13 protein-coding genes are annotated in these 15,422 nt (G+C 64.9%); all 13 read right to left on the bottom strand.

The features are described from left to right. Positions 1 to 609: 609 nt before the first annotated feature. Positions 610 to 891 (bottom strand): DUF3892 domain-containing protein, encoded by a 282-nt coding sequence (locus GF399_07200; GenBank protein MBD3400101.1) that lies wholly within the window; start codon positions 889 to 891, stop codon positions 610 to 612. 589 nt (positions 892 to 1,480) lie between these two features. Further along, positions 1,481 to 3,439, bottom strand: a complete 1,959-nt coding sequence (dnaK, locus tag GF399_07205) for a molecular chaperone DnaK (protein MBD3400102.1) — start codon at positions 3,437 to 3,439, stop codon at positions 1,481 to 1,483. A gap of 19 nt (positions 3,440 to 3,458) precedes the next feature. Then, positions 3,459 to 4,262: a hypothetical protein gene (locus GF399_07210; GenBank protein ID MBD3400103.1), complete on the bottom strand. Its 804-nt coding sequence runs from the start codon at positions 4,260 to 4,262 to the stop codon at positions 3,459 to 3,461. Beyond that, positions 4,255 to 4,686, bottom strand: a complete 432-nt coding sequence (locus GF399_07215; protein MBD3400104.1) for a response regulator — start codon at positions 4,684 to 4,686, stop codon at positions 4,255 to 4,257. Before GF399_07215 ends, GF399_07210 begins: the two co-directional genes overlap by 8 nt. Before the next feature lie 204 nt (positions 4,687 to 4,890). Then, the gene (locus tag GF399_07220; protein ID MBD3400105.1) at positions 4,891 to 5,793 is read right to left on the bottom strand and encodes a hypothetical protein; all 903 of its coding nucleotides are present in this window, start codon (positions 5,791 to 5,793) and stop codon (positions 4,891 to 4,893) included. Positions 5,794 to 6,163: 370 nt separating this feature from the next. Next, positions 6,164 to 6,541: a hypothetical protein gene (locus GF399_07225; protein MBD3400106.1), complete on the bottom strand. Its 378-nt coding sequence runs from the start codon at positions 6,539 to 6,541 to the stop codon at positions 6,164 to 6,166. Positions 6,542 to 6,588: 47 nt separating this feature from the next. Then, positions 6,589 to 6,924, bottom strand: coding sequence for a hypothetical protein (locus GF399_07230; protein ID MBD3400107.1), 336 nt, complete (start codon positions 6,922 to 6,924; stop codon positions 6,589 to 6,591). A 264-nt stretch (positions 6,925 to 7,188) separates the two neighbouring features. Beyond that, the gene (locus GF399_07235) at positions 7,189 to 8,073 is read right to left on the bottom strand and encodes a hypothetical protein (GenBank protein ID MBD3400108.1); all 885 of its coding nucleotides are present in this window, start codon (positions 8,071 to 8,073) and stop codon (positions 7,189 to 7,191) included. Positions 8,074 to 8,092: 19 nt separating this feature from the next. After that, positions 8,093 to 8,995 carry a hypothetical protein gene (locus GF399_07240; protein ID MBD3400109.1) on the bottom strand — a complete coding sequence of 301 codons (903 nt, stop codon included), beginning with the start codon at positions 8,993 to 8,995 and terminating at the stop codon, positions 8,093 to 8,095. A 144-nt stretch (positions 8,996 to 9,139) separates the two neighbouring features. After that, positions 9,140 to 10,141 (bottom strand): hypothetical protein, encoded by a 1,002-nt coding sequence (locus GF399_07245; protein ID MBD3400110.1) that lies wholly within the window; start codon positions 10,139 to 10,141, stop codon positions 9,140 to 9,142. Between the two features lie 428 nt (positions 10,142 to 10,569). Next, the gene (locus tag GF399_07250; protein ID MBD3400111.1) at positions 10,570 to 11,283 is read right to left on the bottom strand and encodes a hypothetical protein; all 714 of its coding nucleotides are present in this window, start codon (positions 11,281 to 11,283) and stop codon (positions 10,570 to 10,572) included. Positions 11,284 to 11,331: 48 nt separating this feature from the next. Continuing rightward, complete coding sequence (locus GF399_07255; protein ID MBD3400112.1) at positions 11,332 to 12,030, bottom strand: hypothetical protein; 699 nt, start codon at positions 12,028 to 12,030, stop codon at positions 11,332 to 11,334. 61 nt (positions 12,031 to 12,091) lie between these two features. Next, a complete protein-coding gene (gene uvrA, locus GF399_07260; protein ID MBD3400113.1) occupies positions 12,092 to 15,055 on the bottom strand; it encodes an excinuclease ABC subunit UvrA in 2,964 nt (987 codons plus the stop codon). Positions 15,056 to 15,422: the final 367 nt, after the last annotated feature.

Consider the following 15,422-nt stretch of genomic DNA (forward strand, 5'->3'; position numbering starts at 1 on the left):
GGTCTCTAGACCCGGCCCTACGGGGGTTAGTGGCGTACGGTATGGCATTACGTGAAGCGAACGACAAACAATAAGCGCCCCGGCGGGGCGCCGCACGGGTCTCGAGAACCCGTGCCATCCGGGTTTGGGCGTACTGTTGCCGTAGAGGCGATGAGTCCCCGCAGCCCGTTTAGGCTGCTGGTGATATTGATCCGGTTGCCCCTCACTCCGGCCCAAGGACGATGTTCTTCCCCAAAGGGGGGGAATCTGCCAAACGGCGGACCGCAGAGGGTCCGCCCTACTTGAAACATGGTTATTGCAATAATCGGCGTAGGGCGGGGACTTTACCCCAACCTTTCATTTATGGCTTGTAGTATATGATATGCTGATTTACATTGCATTATTGTTAGGCAAGGAGGTGATAAAATGAGAGGACCAACAGGAGGACCACAACCAACTACAAAATAATGCCCAGAGTGTGGTGGTTTTTTGAAAGCGACAACGCAGGGTTCACATAATTATCGGTGCGATAAATGTGGGAAACACTTTGAGATTAACAATTTAGACTAAAGATGTTGTAAATAACAAGGGGCAATTCTCATATTTGAGCATTGCCCTTTGTTATCGTTATTAGATGCTTTCAAGGTTCTTTACTGACTTATCATCTCGATTTGTACGTAAGTATTTACCGTATTTATCATCAACAACATGGATGGCTGGACCATTATCAACATGTATTATACGACCTCGTTCAATCTCACCAATTGCTTTATCTGTTGTTACTCGACCGACTTCTTTAGTATATATATGAGTAATATTTCCTTTTTCGTCCTTTTCAGTTCCCGTTACTGTCCATTTCTTCTTTTTCCGTGGCATGCTAATCCTCCTGTTGTGCTTCTGACAAATCAGCATCAATCTCTACAGAAAGGTTGCTAGGTAAGTTATTAGAAAAGGATCATCAGTTAATTGTTTTTGTGATAATAATGACAAGCCCTGTAGTAATTCACCGGATATACTCGTCGTTCGAAGTTGGCGCGCCGGCGAAGGACGCCATCAAACAAACGGCGGGGTCGGGGATCCAGTTCCACGCCCCGGCCCTGCAGGGTGCCGCCGAGGTTCCGCTTGCCCGCGCAGGTCGGCCCCGTGGGACTGGTTCTCCGTGGGGCGAGTGGTCCGGTGGGAATGTAACAACCGTAACGGGGCTTGGTTGGAATGCAATACCTTACGGTCTTCCCCCCTGACACTTGGGGCATTTACGTTGCCAGATATCAGAGCCGTTAGCAAGATACCGGTGCTCACAATTGAGACATCTCATCTGATAGAATCACTGGTTGTGATCTGAACCTCGTTGATTGGTTTTACCCTCATTAAGCTGGTTATTTTTGTTAACATAGCCTTTATCTGTTGACTTCACCTCAAGCCTCCTGGGAGCTTCATCCTGTGTCTTCATTGTACCGGGGAGGGCGCGGACCCTCCCCGGTCGATGTTTACTTAGGTTGAGTTACTTCTCCTCGTCGTCGTCGATGACCTCGTAGTCGGCGTCGACGACGTCGTCATCGACTCCGCCGGCTCCGGCGGAACCGCCGGGGGCTTCGCCGCCCGGAGGGGCCTGGCCGGCTCCGGGGCCGCCGGGCTGTCCGCCCTGCGGTTCGCCCTGGGGTCCGGCCTGCTGGTAGAGGCGCTGGCTCATCTCGGAGAGGGCGGCGCTCAGGTTCTCGTGGGCGTTCTTGACCTCGTCGATGTCCTCGCCCTTGAGGGCCTTGCGGACGCGCTCCATGGCGGCCTCGATCTTGCCCTTCTCGTCGTCGGAGACTTTGTCGCCCATCTCCTTGAGCAGCTTCTCGGCCTGGAAGACGGCGGAGTCGGCCTGGTTGCGGGTTTCGACCTCGGCGCGCTTCTGCTTGTCCTCCTCGGCGTGTTGCTCGGCGTCCTTGACCATCTGGTCGATCTCCTCGTCGGTCAGGCCCGAGGAGGCGGTGATGGTGATCTGCTGCTGCTTGTTGGTGGCCAGGTCCTTGGCCGAGACCTTGACGATGCCGTTGGCGTCGATGTCGAAGGAGACCTCGATCTGGGGCACGCCGCGGGGCGCCGGTGGGATGCCGGTGAGGTGGAAGCGGCCGATGGTCTTGTTGTGCATGGCCATCTCGCGCTCGCCCTGCAGCACGTGGATCTCGACGGTGTTCTGGTTGTCCTCGGCCGTGGTGAAGATCTGGCTCTTGTGGACGGGAATGGTCGTGTTGCGGTCGATCAGCTTGGTGAAGACGCCGCCCAGGGTTTCGATGCCCAGGGACAGGGGGGTGACGTCGAGGAGCAGGACGTCGGTGACGTCGCCGGAGAGGATCCCGGCCTGAATGGCGGCGCCGACGGCGACGACCTCGTCGGGGTTGACACCCTTGTGGGGCTCGCGGCCGAAGATCTCTTTGACCTTGGCCTGGACGGCGGGGATGCGGGTCGAGCCGCCGACGAGGATGACGTCGTCGATGCCCGAGGTTTCCAGCCCGGCATCGGAGAGGGCGCTCTGGCAGGGCTTGACCACGCGTTCGATCAGGTCGTCGACGAGCTGCTCGAACTTGGAGCGGGTCAGCTCGATGTTCAGGTGCTTGGGCCCGTGGCGGTCGCCGGAGATGAAGGGCTGGTTGATCTGGGTGGACTGGGCCGTGGAGAGCTCCTTCTTGGCCTTCTCGGCGGCGTCCTTGAGACTCTGCAGGGCGCGCTTGTCCTCGCGCAGATCGATGCCCTCGTCCTTCTGGAACTCGTCGGCCAGCCAGTTGATGATCCGCTGGTCGAAGTCGTCGCCGCCGAGGTGGGTGTCGCCGTTGGTGCTCTTGACCTCGAAGACGCCGTCGCCGAGCTCGAGGATGCTGATGTCGAAGGTACCGCCACCGAGGTCGAAGACGGCGATGGTGCGGCTGCCGTCCTTCTTGTCCAGGCCGTAGGCCAGGCTGGCGGCGGTGGGCTCGTTGACGATGCGCTCGACCTGGAGCCCGGCGATGCGTCCGGCGTCCTTGGTGGCCTGGCGCTGGGCGTCGGAGAAGTAGGCCGGCACCGTGATGACGGCCTTGTCGACCTTCTCGCCCAGGTACTCCTCGGCGGTCTCGCGCATCTTCTGCAGGATCATCGCGCTGATCTCGGGCGGCGAGTACTCCTTGTCGTCGATCTTGACCGCGGCGTCGCCGTTGTCGGTCTTGACGACCTCGTAGGGGACGGTCTTGATCTCCTCGGTCACCTCGCCGTATTTGCGCCCCATGAAGCGCTTGATCGAGGTGACGGTGCGCGTCGGATTCATGACGGCCTGCCGCTTGGCGTGCACACCGACCAGGCGCTCGTCCTTGGTGAAGGCCACGGCGCTGGGGGTCGTGCGGCCGCCAACCTGGTTGGTGATGACGGTGGGCTCGCCACCCTCCATCACGGCCACGCAGGAGTTGGTGGTGCCCAGGTCGATGCCGATGATCTTGCCCACTTGCGATCCCTCCGTCGGGTTATTGTTCGTACATCTCGTAGCTGGAGGTCCCGGGGATCAGCTTGCAGACCAGGTTGAGCCGGTTGTAGCTGTCCGAGATGTCCATCCGCTTCGAGAAGAGGATGTTGGAGTTGATGGTTCCGCTGCCGGGCTTGCCGCCGTCGGTGGGGACCACGGCGATGGCCACGGTGTGCTTGCCGGTCTCCAGCGACTCGTCGTACGAGGTGAAGATGAACTGGTTGTAGGAGGCCGAGCCGATGTAGATGTCGACCTTGTCATCGACGACCTCGCGCACGACCTCGCCGTCCACCAGGATGTAGAAGTAGATGTTGCTCTTGCTGGTCTGGTAGTTCTCACCGCTGATATTGATCGTCAGGCTGGCCCGCTTCGGAGCGGTGTCGACGGGCTCGGTGACACCCTTGGGGGTGGCCATCATCAGGGCCGAGCGGACGTCTTCGTCCAGGTCCAGCGGCGCCAACTGGGCGTAATCGGGCTCGAAGGCGATCCCCGGCGAGCGGATGAGCTGGATAAAATACTCCTCGTCGTAATCGACCTTGGCCAGGGCGTAGACCTGATCCTTGCTCAGCGGCTCCGCCAGCAGGCAGTGGTAGAGCAGCTCCTCGTCGATGCCGTACTCGTCGTCGACGAAGAGGATGTTCTGGGCGTCGAAACGCGGGGTGGACTCGGTCACCTTGATGACCTCGACGAGATCGTCCTCGTCGACACCGACATCGAGCAGCGCCAGGATGTCATCGGTGTCCAGGGCCGCGGCGGCGGTCGCCAGGACCAACAAACCGACGATCAGTAAACTTAGGTTACGCATCGTTCTTCCTTTCGCGGTGGCGGCCGGGTCGGTCGGGAAACCCGATCCGCAACAGGGCGGGGTGAACCGGCGTGGCGGCCCGGCGTAGAAAACGGCGCAGGGCGTAGACATCGACCGGTTTGTGCAGGAAACCGTAGGCGCCGGCGGCGAAGGAGCGCAGCACGGCCTCGCGGCTGTCGGCGCCGGAGACGATGATCACCGGCAGACTCGGACGGTGGCGGCGGATGCGCGGCAACACGGCCAGACCGCCCTCGCGGGGCATCTCCAGGTCCAGGATCGCCAGATCGATCATCGTGCGCTCCAGGGCCCGCAGCACCTCGTCGGTGTTGGCCGCCGTCAGGGTGCGCAGCCCCAGACGCTGGATGAGTCGCATCATCGAGCGCCGGCACTCGCGGTTGTCGTCTGCCAGCAGTACGGTACGCATCGGCTGGTCCTCCAAGGTTCCCCGTCCCCGAACGAAACGCTGAACGAGTCGGTGAACCGACCGCAGTATTGTTACTGCAAGGAGCGTACCAAGTTATACAAGACCTTTGTTATCATAGCAATACGCAATTTTCTGCCCACCGAACCAGCCTGCTGTAGCTGCCATATCAGCGGAATGTCGACCCCGACTGCCGTTTTGGCAGCCTCAACCGAGCTGGTAGCTGAGGGCGAAGCCCACCTGACTGATGACCATCAGCAGATACATGTGCTTCCAGGAGACATGGTTGGCCTCGGTGGCCATCTCCTCGGGCCGACGCAGGATCAGATAGGCGATGAAGGCTCCGTAGAGGCTGAGGAAACCCGCCAGGATCGACAGGGCCAGCGTCGGACCGCTGAGGATCCCGCTGAAGATCGCCGGGTAGAGCGCCAGAAAGGGCAGCACGAAAAATGGGGCGATCATCCAGGCCGCCTGGCGTACGCCGAAGATCACCGGCAGCGTGCGGCAACCGTGGGCCGCGTCACCCTCCATGTCGGCGAAGTCCTTGGTCGTCGAGGCCCCGAGGATGAACAGAAAGAACACCCCGGCGATGTACCAGGGCTCCCAGTAGTCGATGGGCTTCAGGGCGCTCCAGCCGGCGATCACCAACAGCCCGCCCCGGGGCAGGGCCATGGTCAGGTTGGCCGTGAAGGCGTTGCGTTTGGTGCGGAAGGGCGGCCCCGAGTAGGCGTAGGTGACGAAGCTGGTGATCAGCACGATATAGAAGAAACGCATCCCCACCAGCAGCGAAAGGCCGATCGCCGCGGCGTAGGCCGCCAGCCCCAGCGCCCAGGCCCCGCCCCGGCTGACCTCGCCGGTGATCAGGGGACGCTCCGGCTTGTTGACGGCGTCGATCTCGCGGTCGAAGATCTGGTTGATGGTGTTCGAGGCCACGTTGAGAATCGCCGCCGCGCAAGCGCCGATGAGGATCTTGACTATCACCGGCCAGCTCAGGGCCACCTCGCCGCCCACCGCGGAACCCGCCGCCACCAGGGCGAAACAGGCGAAACCGAAAAAGGGCGCCAACAGGGTGAAGGGACGGGCCAGCTTGACGTAGCCGCGCAGACTCATGGGGCTCCTCGAAGAGGGGAACGATTATCAGTGCCTAAACCGGGCGACGGCGCAGGAGCATTGTCATGTTACGTCGACATCGAAAAAATGGTGCCCGCGCGGGGTCGAAACCCGGTGAGGGGCTAGTATACCAGAGTAATTTCGCCGAGGTAAAACGGCGGCGGCTCCCCCCGCACTCGCCGCCGGTGAACCGCTGGACGGCGGCGCTTCACCGACGACCGAACCGGCAGAAACCACCGCCTGAACCGGCACGGTTTTTGCGGAGGCGGACCGTTGAAATCGTCCCAACGGTCGCCGAGATGCAAAAACCGTGCCGGTTCAGGCGGGCAAACGGCGAATCCTGCGGCGCCGCCGTCCAGCGGTTCATTCGCTAATAGTTCTCGCGGGCTTCCTTGAGGGCGGTGATATCCGCCAGATGGTCCTTATAGGGGTGGTAGCCCTCCCAGCCGGCCTGGTGCTCCATCTCGACGTACCAGATCAGCAGATCGGCGATTTCCTTGTCCGTGGTGATGTAGATGACGAGTTCGGCCTCGGCGGGGTCGTCGGTGAAGTACCACTGCCATTCCTCTTCGGCCCAGCCGCGGTTCTCGACCAGTTCGACGTGCAGGTCGCAGTTCGGTGAGTAGTCGCGTTCGTAGACCAGCAGGTCGGCGGCGTCGGGGTCGTCACACTCGTAGACCAGCAGGGCCGCCGCCGGTGTCAGCAGGGCCGCCGTCAGCAACAGCGGGATCGTTATGGCTCTAGGCATCAGCTGCTCCGTTGTCGAGCTCTGCGGCCCGACGGTGAAAGAACTGGTTACTTGAGTCGCCCCTGCCAGCTGTGACTGCCGTTCCAGCCGGCCTGGGCCTCGTAGTCGACGAAGTAGACGTTGAGGTCGGCCTGGGCCTCGTAGTCGACGAAGTAGATAACGACGTCGGCCTGGGCCTCGTAGTCGACGAAGTACCAGATGGCGTCCTTGCCGCCGGCGGAGGATTCGTAATCGGCGACGTAGACGCTCAAATCGGCCTGGGACTCATAGTCGGCGACGTAGACGTTGAGGTCGGCCTGGGACTCGTAGTCGGCGACGTAGATGTTACCGGCCACGGCGGGCAGGGCGATCAACAGACAGGCGAGTAGCAGTTTCCTGTTCATGGGTGTACTCCTAGTCCCGGAGTTCGGGCGGGTTTTTGTCTGCGGCCCGCCGGAGAAAACGCCGTTTCAGGCGTTGTTGCGCTTAACAGATTAGGACAGGATAGCCGATAATTTGACTGTTTTCAAGTCTCTTTTTCATTTTGCAAGCGCGGTTAAGACTCGTAAGACCCGCTGCGAGAACGCGCTGGAAGCTATAGCTCGAGCCCCGGGTGCGTCGGGGCTCGAGGCGTTGAAGGGCTGACGGTGAGGCCGGGGTCGTCGGTGCTAGTGGCGCTGCTTGTCCGAGGTGCCGACCACGCCGCCCGGACCGGAGTAGAGATGAAGCCAGTCGCCCTGGGACCAGAGGTGGAGGGCGCCGGAGGCGTCAACGGCGTAGACGAGGTAGTCGTCGGCCGCGGGGTCGTAGAAGGCCTCGAAGTCGTAGGGACCGCCGCTGAGCCGGCCGTCGAGCTCCAGGCGCTCGTCGCCGCGGTGGTTGTGCAGGCGGCCCCGGCTGTCGAGGAGGAAGAACAGGTAGTCGTCGGCGGCGGCATCGTAGAAGGCGGACACCCGCTGCGGCGGGGCCGGACAGTCCTCTTCGAGGGCGGTCCACTCGCCGGCGGTGTCCAGGTACAGCCGACCGGCGCCGTCGGCGGCCAGGATGATCCAGTCGTCGATCGCCGGGTCGTGGAAACCGGCCAGATCGAAGGGCGCCGACCCGGGGCAGGGCCCGGTCATCGCCGTCCATTCAGCGGCCAGCGCCCGGTGGAGCCGACCCGCGCCGTCGAGGGCCAGCACGATCCAGTCGTCCAGGGCGGCGTCGTAGAAGGCGGAGAGGGCGTAGGGCGGGGGAGCCTCGAGGGGTACCCCCGTCGTCGCCCAACGCTCGCGGCCGGACTGGTAGAGCCGCCCCGCACCGTCGATACAGCAGACGATCCAGTCGTCGAGTTCGGGATCGTAGAACCCGGACAGCTCGAAGGGCGGAACACCGGGGCAGGGCTCGCCGTCGGCGGCCCAGTCATCGGCCCGGGCCCACCAGAGCTGCCCCTCGTCGTCGAGGGCGTAGATCAGGTAATCATCGAGGGCGGCGTCGTAGAAGGCCGTCAGGACGTAGGCCCCGGCCCCGACGACCAGGAGGGCGAGCAGCAAAAGGATGACGGTTCTGAGCATGCCGGCCTCCCGGTCCGGGTCAGGACCCCGCCGGCTGCAGCTTGTCCCAGCCGTCCGGGGTGAAGTGGTAGGCTATCCCGTCGGCGTCGACGCAGTGGATGGAGTAGTCATCGGCGGCGGCGTTGTAGAGGGCGAAGAGGTCCAGGGGCGCCGCGGCCTTGACGGCCCCGCCGAGGGGGGTGAAGCCGGCGCCGTCGTAGTAGAACAACTGGCCGGCGTCGTCGAGGAGCAGGACCATGTAGTCGTCGGCGGCGCTGTCGTAGAAGGCGGAGATGCGGAAGGGGGCCCGCCCCGCGGCCGGCTCGCCGACGGCCTGCCAACTGTCGGGCTGGGCGCGGTGGAGTTGACCGGCGCCGTCGACGGCCAGGATGATCCAATCGTCGGCCGCCGGGTCGTAGAAGGCGTCCAGGTCGAAGGGCCCCGGGGTCTCCAGCCGGGCCTCGTCGAGGCGCCAGCCACCGCCGTAATCGACCAGCAGGCGGCCCCCGGCGTCCAGGGCGTAGAGCTGGTGGCGTTGCAGGGCGGCGTCGTAGAGTACGCCCAGGGCGCAGGGACCCTCGACCTCGGGGGCCTCCTCGGCCGCACCCCGGGCCGACCATTCCTCGTCGATCAGGGCGTGCAGGCCGCCGTCCCCGTCGACGGCGAAGCAGCGCCAGCCCAGCAGGGGATCGGCGTAGCCCGCCGCGTCGCTGACCGTCGCGTCCAGGGTCCCGCCGACGCCGCGCCAGCCCCCCTCGTCGAAGAAGCGCAGTCGGCCGTCGTCGCCCAGGGCGAACAGGGCCGTGCCGATCGCCTCGGTGGTCAGGTAACCGGTGAGGTAGTAGCGCTCCGGGGAGCTCTCCTCGGCGGTTTCACAAGCCGTCGTCAAGAGCAGCAACAGCAGGCTGAACACGCTGACGGCCGGGCGGCGTGAAGTGGACATGTTTCTCCTCGGTGGCGACTGACGGGACGTTTCGCTCCCTTGAAGTATAACCGCTGACCGACAGCCGGGCAAGGGGACGGCGCTACATCGTAGGGGAACGGGGACGCCGCGGCGCCCCCGTTCTCAGCCTCGATGCCGTAATACCTAGGGCAGGGGCGGGCCGGCTTCGACCCACTGGTCGATGTCGAAGAAGTAGAGCTGACCGTCGTTGCCGAGGACGTAGATCATGTAGTCCTTGATAGCCGGATCGAACAGGCCGTCCATGTCGTAGGGCGCTTCGCCGTCGACGGGGGGACCGGCCTCGCTGAAGCCCTCGCCGTCGAAGAAGGTCAGCAGACCCTCGCCGTCCAGCATCATGACCACCCACATGTCGTCGGCGGAGTCATAGAAGGCGCTGATGCGGAAGGGACCGGCGTCGGTGGCCGGCTCGCTGATGAAGCTCCACTCCTCGGCGCCGGAACGGTAGAGGTCGCCGCCCTCGTCGACGCAGAAGACCAGCCAGTTGTCGACGGCCGGATCGTAGAAGGCGGACAGGTCGAAGGGCGCCGCGCCCGGACAGGGCAGGCCGTCCTTCTCCCACTGCTCGCCGGCGAAGTAGTACAACTGGCCCCGGGCGTCGAGGAGATAAACCATGTAGTCGTCCATCTGGCTGTCGTAGAAGCCCGAAACCTTGTAGGGACCGGGTCCCTTGAGGGGCTGGCCGACGGCGTTCCACTCCGTGGCGCCGGACTGGTAGAGCTGGCCCTTGGCGTCTACGGCCACGACGATCCACTCGTCGGCGATGGTATCGTAGAAGGCGGTCAGGTCATAGGGGCCTTCGCCCTGACAGGGCTTGCCGTCCTCCCGCCACTCGCCGTCGGCGAAGACGTAGAGCTGGCCGTCGGCGTTGTCGACGACGTAGAGCAGGTAGTCGTCCATCTGGACGTCGTAGAAGATATCGAAGGCGTAGGCGTTGCCGCCGGTCGGCGCCGAGGGAGCATCTTCCTCGGCGTCTTCTGCGGCCTCCCCGCCGTCCTCTTCTTCGTCGGACTCCCGCTGCTCGGTCTCCTCGGCGTCGTCTCCAGCGTCCTCGTCCCCGCAGCCCAGGATCAGGCCCAGGCTGAGGGCGAAGACGAGCGCCAGCAGCATGATCAGGGTTTTTCGCATCCAGTCCTCCTTAATGGGTGGCTGTCGTCTGTCGGGCATCCAGCCCGCGCTCCGCCGCCCGCTTTGTCGCGCGGGACGACGGCCTCAACGAAACACTTGACCGGGGGTGCGCGACGGGTCTCCCCCCCGCCGCTCCGGCTCCCCCGCCGAAAACAGGTTCCAGCTACGATGAAGGCTTGTATTTGAACAGCCGAACAACCCCCGCGTTGGCGAACCCGGCCGCTGAGGGCGGGTGTTGCCGGATCCTCGTGAACGAGGCCGCTTGGGTGGCGGCGCGAGCAGCGGTTTGACGGGCCGCTGGTGCCGTTTGGTCCAGCGGCGGCTACTAGGGGCTGATCTCGATGATCATAGTTCCAGGCAACGGTGTGGGAGTCAGCCCCGACCGGCGCAAAGGCCCGCGCCCGGTGAGGTAGCAGCGGCGACTGTCATCAGTATAGCCCCTGGCGGCGGCGTTGACCAGCCTCCTCGTCGCGCCGCAGGCTCTCCTCGCCCGGTTCCTCCATCCCCGCGGCGAAGAAGCGCCCCTCCCAGCCGTAGTCCGTGGCCTCGTAGCAGGCCACCGCCGGACGACCCGCCAGCTTGAAGGCCACCACCAGGGCCTCCCCCAGGCGGATGCCCTCGCCGGCCTGACAACCCTCTTCCCCCAGCAGGTCCCAGCTCACCGCGGCGATCCCCGGCTGGGCGTCGGGCACGGCGCCGATGAACACCCGGCCGCCGAGCCACTCGCCCCCGGGCCGCCGACGACGAACGCCGTACTCCCGGTTGCCGCCGACCTCGACCGGCCGGGGCGCCGGGACCGGCGCGCCCATCGTCTCCGAGCCGTAAGCCAGCCCGTTGGACCAGATCCCGGCCAGGCCGTCGTCGCCCACCCGCAGCACCTCGACGACGATCTGGTCGCCGTCGGTGACCACGGCGCCGATCAGGTACCCGGCGAAGGGGATGCCGTAGCCGTAGAGCAGACGCTCCCCGGCGAAGTACCAGTCCAGATGCAACACCCCGGGCCGGAACTCGCTCAGCGCCAAGCGGGCGCTGTAGGTCGTGCCGTCGGGGTTGAGGCCGGTAAGCTCCCAGCTGCCGACGCCCGCCGCCGGGGCGGACATGGACGCCGACAGCAGGATCAGGACGAGGAGGCGTCGGGTCATGGTTGACGCAATCGGGATGCGGGAGGGGGCGGTGCGCGGCGTATGGGCCTACTCGGCGACGGTCAGCGACTCCGTGCCCAGGCCCGGGGCGCCGTCGGCGTACCAGGCGCCGGACCAGGTACCGTCGGCGTTCTCGGAGTAGTACTGGACGGTCAGCTCGAGGCCGAGCTGGTAGACGACGATGATTTGGTCACCCAGGTAGAGCGCCCGGCCCTGATAGCTCTCGGCGCCGGTGTGCTGGGTCATCATCACCCCGCGCTCCGGGCCGCCGCCGAAGACGGCCACGTTGAGGTAGCCGGAGTAGGCGCTGCCGTCGGGGTTCTGCCCGCTGAAGTCCAGCTTGGTCGGCAGGTCCCACTCGAGGGCCGCGGGCGCCGCCGGGGCCTCGCCCATCGTCTCGGTGCCGGACTCGAAGCCGTTGGTCCAGATGCCGGCCAGACCGGCGTCGCTCATCCGGTAGGCGCCGACGTAGTGCTGGAGCGTCGCCGGGGCGTAGCCCACCGCCAGCAGATCCTCACCGCAGGGCACACCGTAGCCGCTGAAGACTTCTTCGCCCTCGGCGGTCTCCCAGGTCATCCGGTAGCAGTCGCCGCCGCTCAGCGGCCGCAGCGATACCGTATAGGCGGTCTCCACGCCCCCGGCGTCGATCTGGACGGACTCGTAGCTCAGCGTCTCGCCGTCGTCGTCGCAACCGACGAGGAGCAAGGGGAGCAGCAGCAGGGGGATCAGCGCCCGGGACGGGTTCACCGCTTGGCCTCCTCAGATAATCGCTCGGGTGGTCATTGCGCCGGACGAGCGCCGGTTGCGGTTATTTCTTCGTCGTCAGCTCGCGCTCGTTGCGCGGCTCGAACACCGTACGCAGGGCCAGGCCGGTGTAGCTGCCCTCGTCCTCGGCCACCCGTTCCGGGGTGCCCTGGGCGATGATCCGCCCGCCGTCCTCGCCGCCCTCGGGCCCCAGGTCGACGATGTAGTCGGCGTTCTTGATCACCTCGAGGTTGTGCTCGATGACCACGACGCTGTTACCGTTGTCGACGAAGGTCTGCAGCACGGAGAGCAGCTTGGCGATGTCGGCGAAGTGCAGCCCCGTGGTCGGCTCGTCGAGGATGTAGACGGTCTTGCCCGTCGAGCGCTTGGTCAGCTCGCGGGCCAGCTTGACCCGTTGGGCCTCGCCGCCGGAGAGGGTGGTCGCCGGCTGGCCGAGCTTGACGTAGTCCAGGCCGACGTTGGAGAGCGTCTCCAGCATCCGGCTGATCTGGGGCACGTTGGCGAACAGCTCGAGGGCCTCGGAGACGTCCATCTCCAGGACGTCGGAGATGTTGTGGCCCCGGTAGCGCACGCTCAGCGTCTCCTTGTTGTAGCGTCGGCCGTTGCAGACGTCGCAGGTGACGTAGACGTCGGGCAGGAAGTGCATCTCGATCTTGATGATCCCCTCGCCCTGGCAGTTCTCGCAGCGCCCGCCGCGGACGTTGAAGCTGAAGCGTCCGGGGGAGTAGCCGCGGACTTTGGCCGCCGGCAACTGGGCGAACAGGCGGCGGATGTGGTCGAAGACCTTGATGTAGGTGGCGGGGTTGGAGCGCGGGGTGCGGCCGATGGGGCTCTGGTCGATGTCGATGACCTTGTCGACGTGCTGGACGCCGCTGAGCTTCTCGTAGGGTCCGGCGTGCATCCGGCTGCGCCGCAGGGCCGAGGCCAGGGCCGGGTAGAGGGTCTCGTTGATCAGGGAGCTCTTGCCCGAGCCCGAGACACCGGTGACACAGGTGAAGGTGCCCAAAGGGATGCGCAGATCGACGTGCTTGAGGTTGTGGAAGGTGGCTCCGCTGAGCTCGAGGTAGTTGCCGTTGCCGCGGCGGCGGCGCTTGGGTATCGGGATCGACAAATCACCCTTGAGGTAACGCCCGGTCAGCGAGCGCGGGTTGTCCATCACCGCTTGCGGCGTGCCCTGGGCCACGACGCGCCCACCGAGGTGGCCGGCGCCGGGGCCGAAGTCGACGAGCTGGTCGGCGGCGCGCATGGTGTCCTCGTCATGCTCGACGACGAGAACGGTGTTGCCCAGATCGCGCAGGTCGGTCAGGGTGCGGATCAGCTTGGCGTTGTCGCGGTGGTGCAGGCCGATCGAGGGCTCGTCGAGGATGTAGAGCACACCGACCAGCCCGCAGCCGATCTGCGAGGCCAGCCGGATACGCTGGGATTCGCCGCCGGAGAGGGTCGGCGCCGAGCGGTTGAGCGTCAGGTAGTAGAGACCGACGTTGACCAGGAACTCCAGCCGGGCCCGGACCTCCTTGAGCAGCTCGTCGGCGATCCGGTGCTCGGTGTCGTCGAGTTCCAGTCGATCGAAGAAACGCAGCAACTCGGCGGTGGACAGCTCCCCCAGCTCGTGGATGCTGTAGTCGTCAATGGTCACCGCCAGGGCTTCGGGCCGCAGCTTCTTGCCGCCGCAGTTCCGGCAGGGCTGGCTGGTGAAGAAACGGCTGTAGAAGTGGCGCGCCGAATCGGATTTGGTCTCCCGGTGCAGGCGCTTGAGGTTGTCGATCACCCCGGCGTAGGTGTGGGTGCTCGAACCGGAGCCGTGCTTGTACTCCCAGGTGAACTCGATTTCCTCGTCGCCGGAGCCGTTGAGGACGACGTCGCGGGCCTCCTCGGAGAGCTCCTCCCAGGGCGTGTCCAGGGAGAAACCGTAGTGCCGGGCCAGGGACTCCAGCCGGGCCAGGCGCCAGCTCTTGCGGTCGTCGATCTTGCCCCAGACCGCCACGGCGCCGTCGCGGATCGAGAGCTCCGGATCGGGCACCACCAGCTCGGGATCGACCTCCAGGGTCGAGCCCAGCCCGCCGCAGGAGGGACACATCCCCTGCGGGCTGTTGAAGGAGAACATCTGCGGGGTCAGCTCGGGGAAGGAGACCCCGCAGACGCTGCAGGCGTTGTGCTCGCTGAACAGGGCGACGCCGTCGTCGTCGAACTGGGGGCCGCCCTCGCTTTCCTCGGCTCCGTCTTCTTTCTCCGAATCGGCCAGCCGGGCCACCGCGGCGGCGACGGCGCCGGAGAGGTCACCGTTGCCTTCGCGGCGTACCAACTGGATGGCCAGCAGGCCCTCGGCCAGGCGCAGGGCCGTCTCGACCGAATCGGTCAGCCGGGGCCGGATGCGTTCACTGGCGATCAGTCGGTCGACGACGACATCGATGTCGTGGTGCCGCTTCTTGTCCAGGTTCTGCAGGGTCGAGATCTCGGTCAGCTCGCCGTCGATGATCGCCCGGATGAAGCCCTGCTGGCGCAGGCTCTCCAGCAGGTTCTTGAACTCGCCCTTGCGGTTGCGGACCACGGGGGCGTTGACCATGAAGCGCGTCCCGGCGGGCAGCTTCATGATCTCCTCGACGATCTGCTCGGCGGTCTGCGAGCCGATGGGCCGGCCGCACTTGGGGCAGTGGGGACGACCGATGCGGGCGAACAGCACCCGCAGGAAGTCGTGGATCTCGGTGATCGTGCCCACCGTCGAGCGCGGATTACGGTTGGTGGCCTTCTGCTGGATGCTGATCGTCGGCGACAGGCCGACGATCTGGTCCACCCGGGGCTTCTCCATCTGGCCCAGAAACTGGCGGGCGTAGCTGGAGAGACTCTCGATATAGCGCCGCTGACCCTCGGCGTAGAGGGTGTCGAAGGCCAGGGAGCTCTTGCCCGAGCCCGAAACGCCGGTGAAGACGATCAGCTGGTCCCGGGGCAGCTCCAGGTCGATGGAGCGCAGGTTGTGCTCACGGGCGCCGGTGATGATGATTTTGTCCATCGTGATCAGGGGGTTTCGCTGAGTCTGGGGGCGGTTGACGTGGACTGTGCGAGGAGTTCGGTTCGGGGACGGCGTTTCCCCAGGTCGGCTCCGTCCGGACAGGTGCGCTGCTCCGCAGCCGAACAGCAGCCACACCGGAGGAAAACAACGACGGTGGTCAGGTATTCAAGCTGTTAATCTATAATAAAACAAACGGCCAGTCAAGGCATACCGTTGCATAACGGCGCCGCCGGCCCGCTCGCCCACCGCGGCGACCACCGGCGGGAGACCGGGCGGCGCAATGCCCCCGGAAGGCCCCGGAACCGGCACGGTTTTTGCATCTCGACGACCGTTGCCGACGACGATAGCGGTTCGTCTCCGCAAAAAC

This window comes from Candidatus Coatesbacteria bacterium (genome assembly GCA_014728225.1).
In the GTDB taxonomy this organism is placed as follows: Bacteria; RBG-13-66-14; RBG-13-66-14; order RBG-13-66-14; family RBG-13-66-14; genus WJLX01.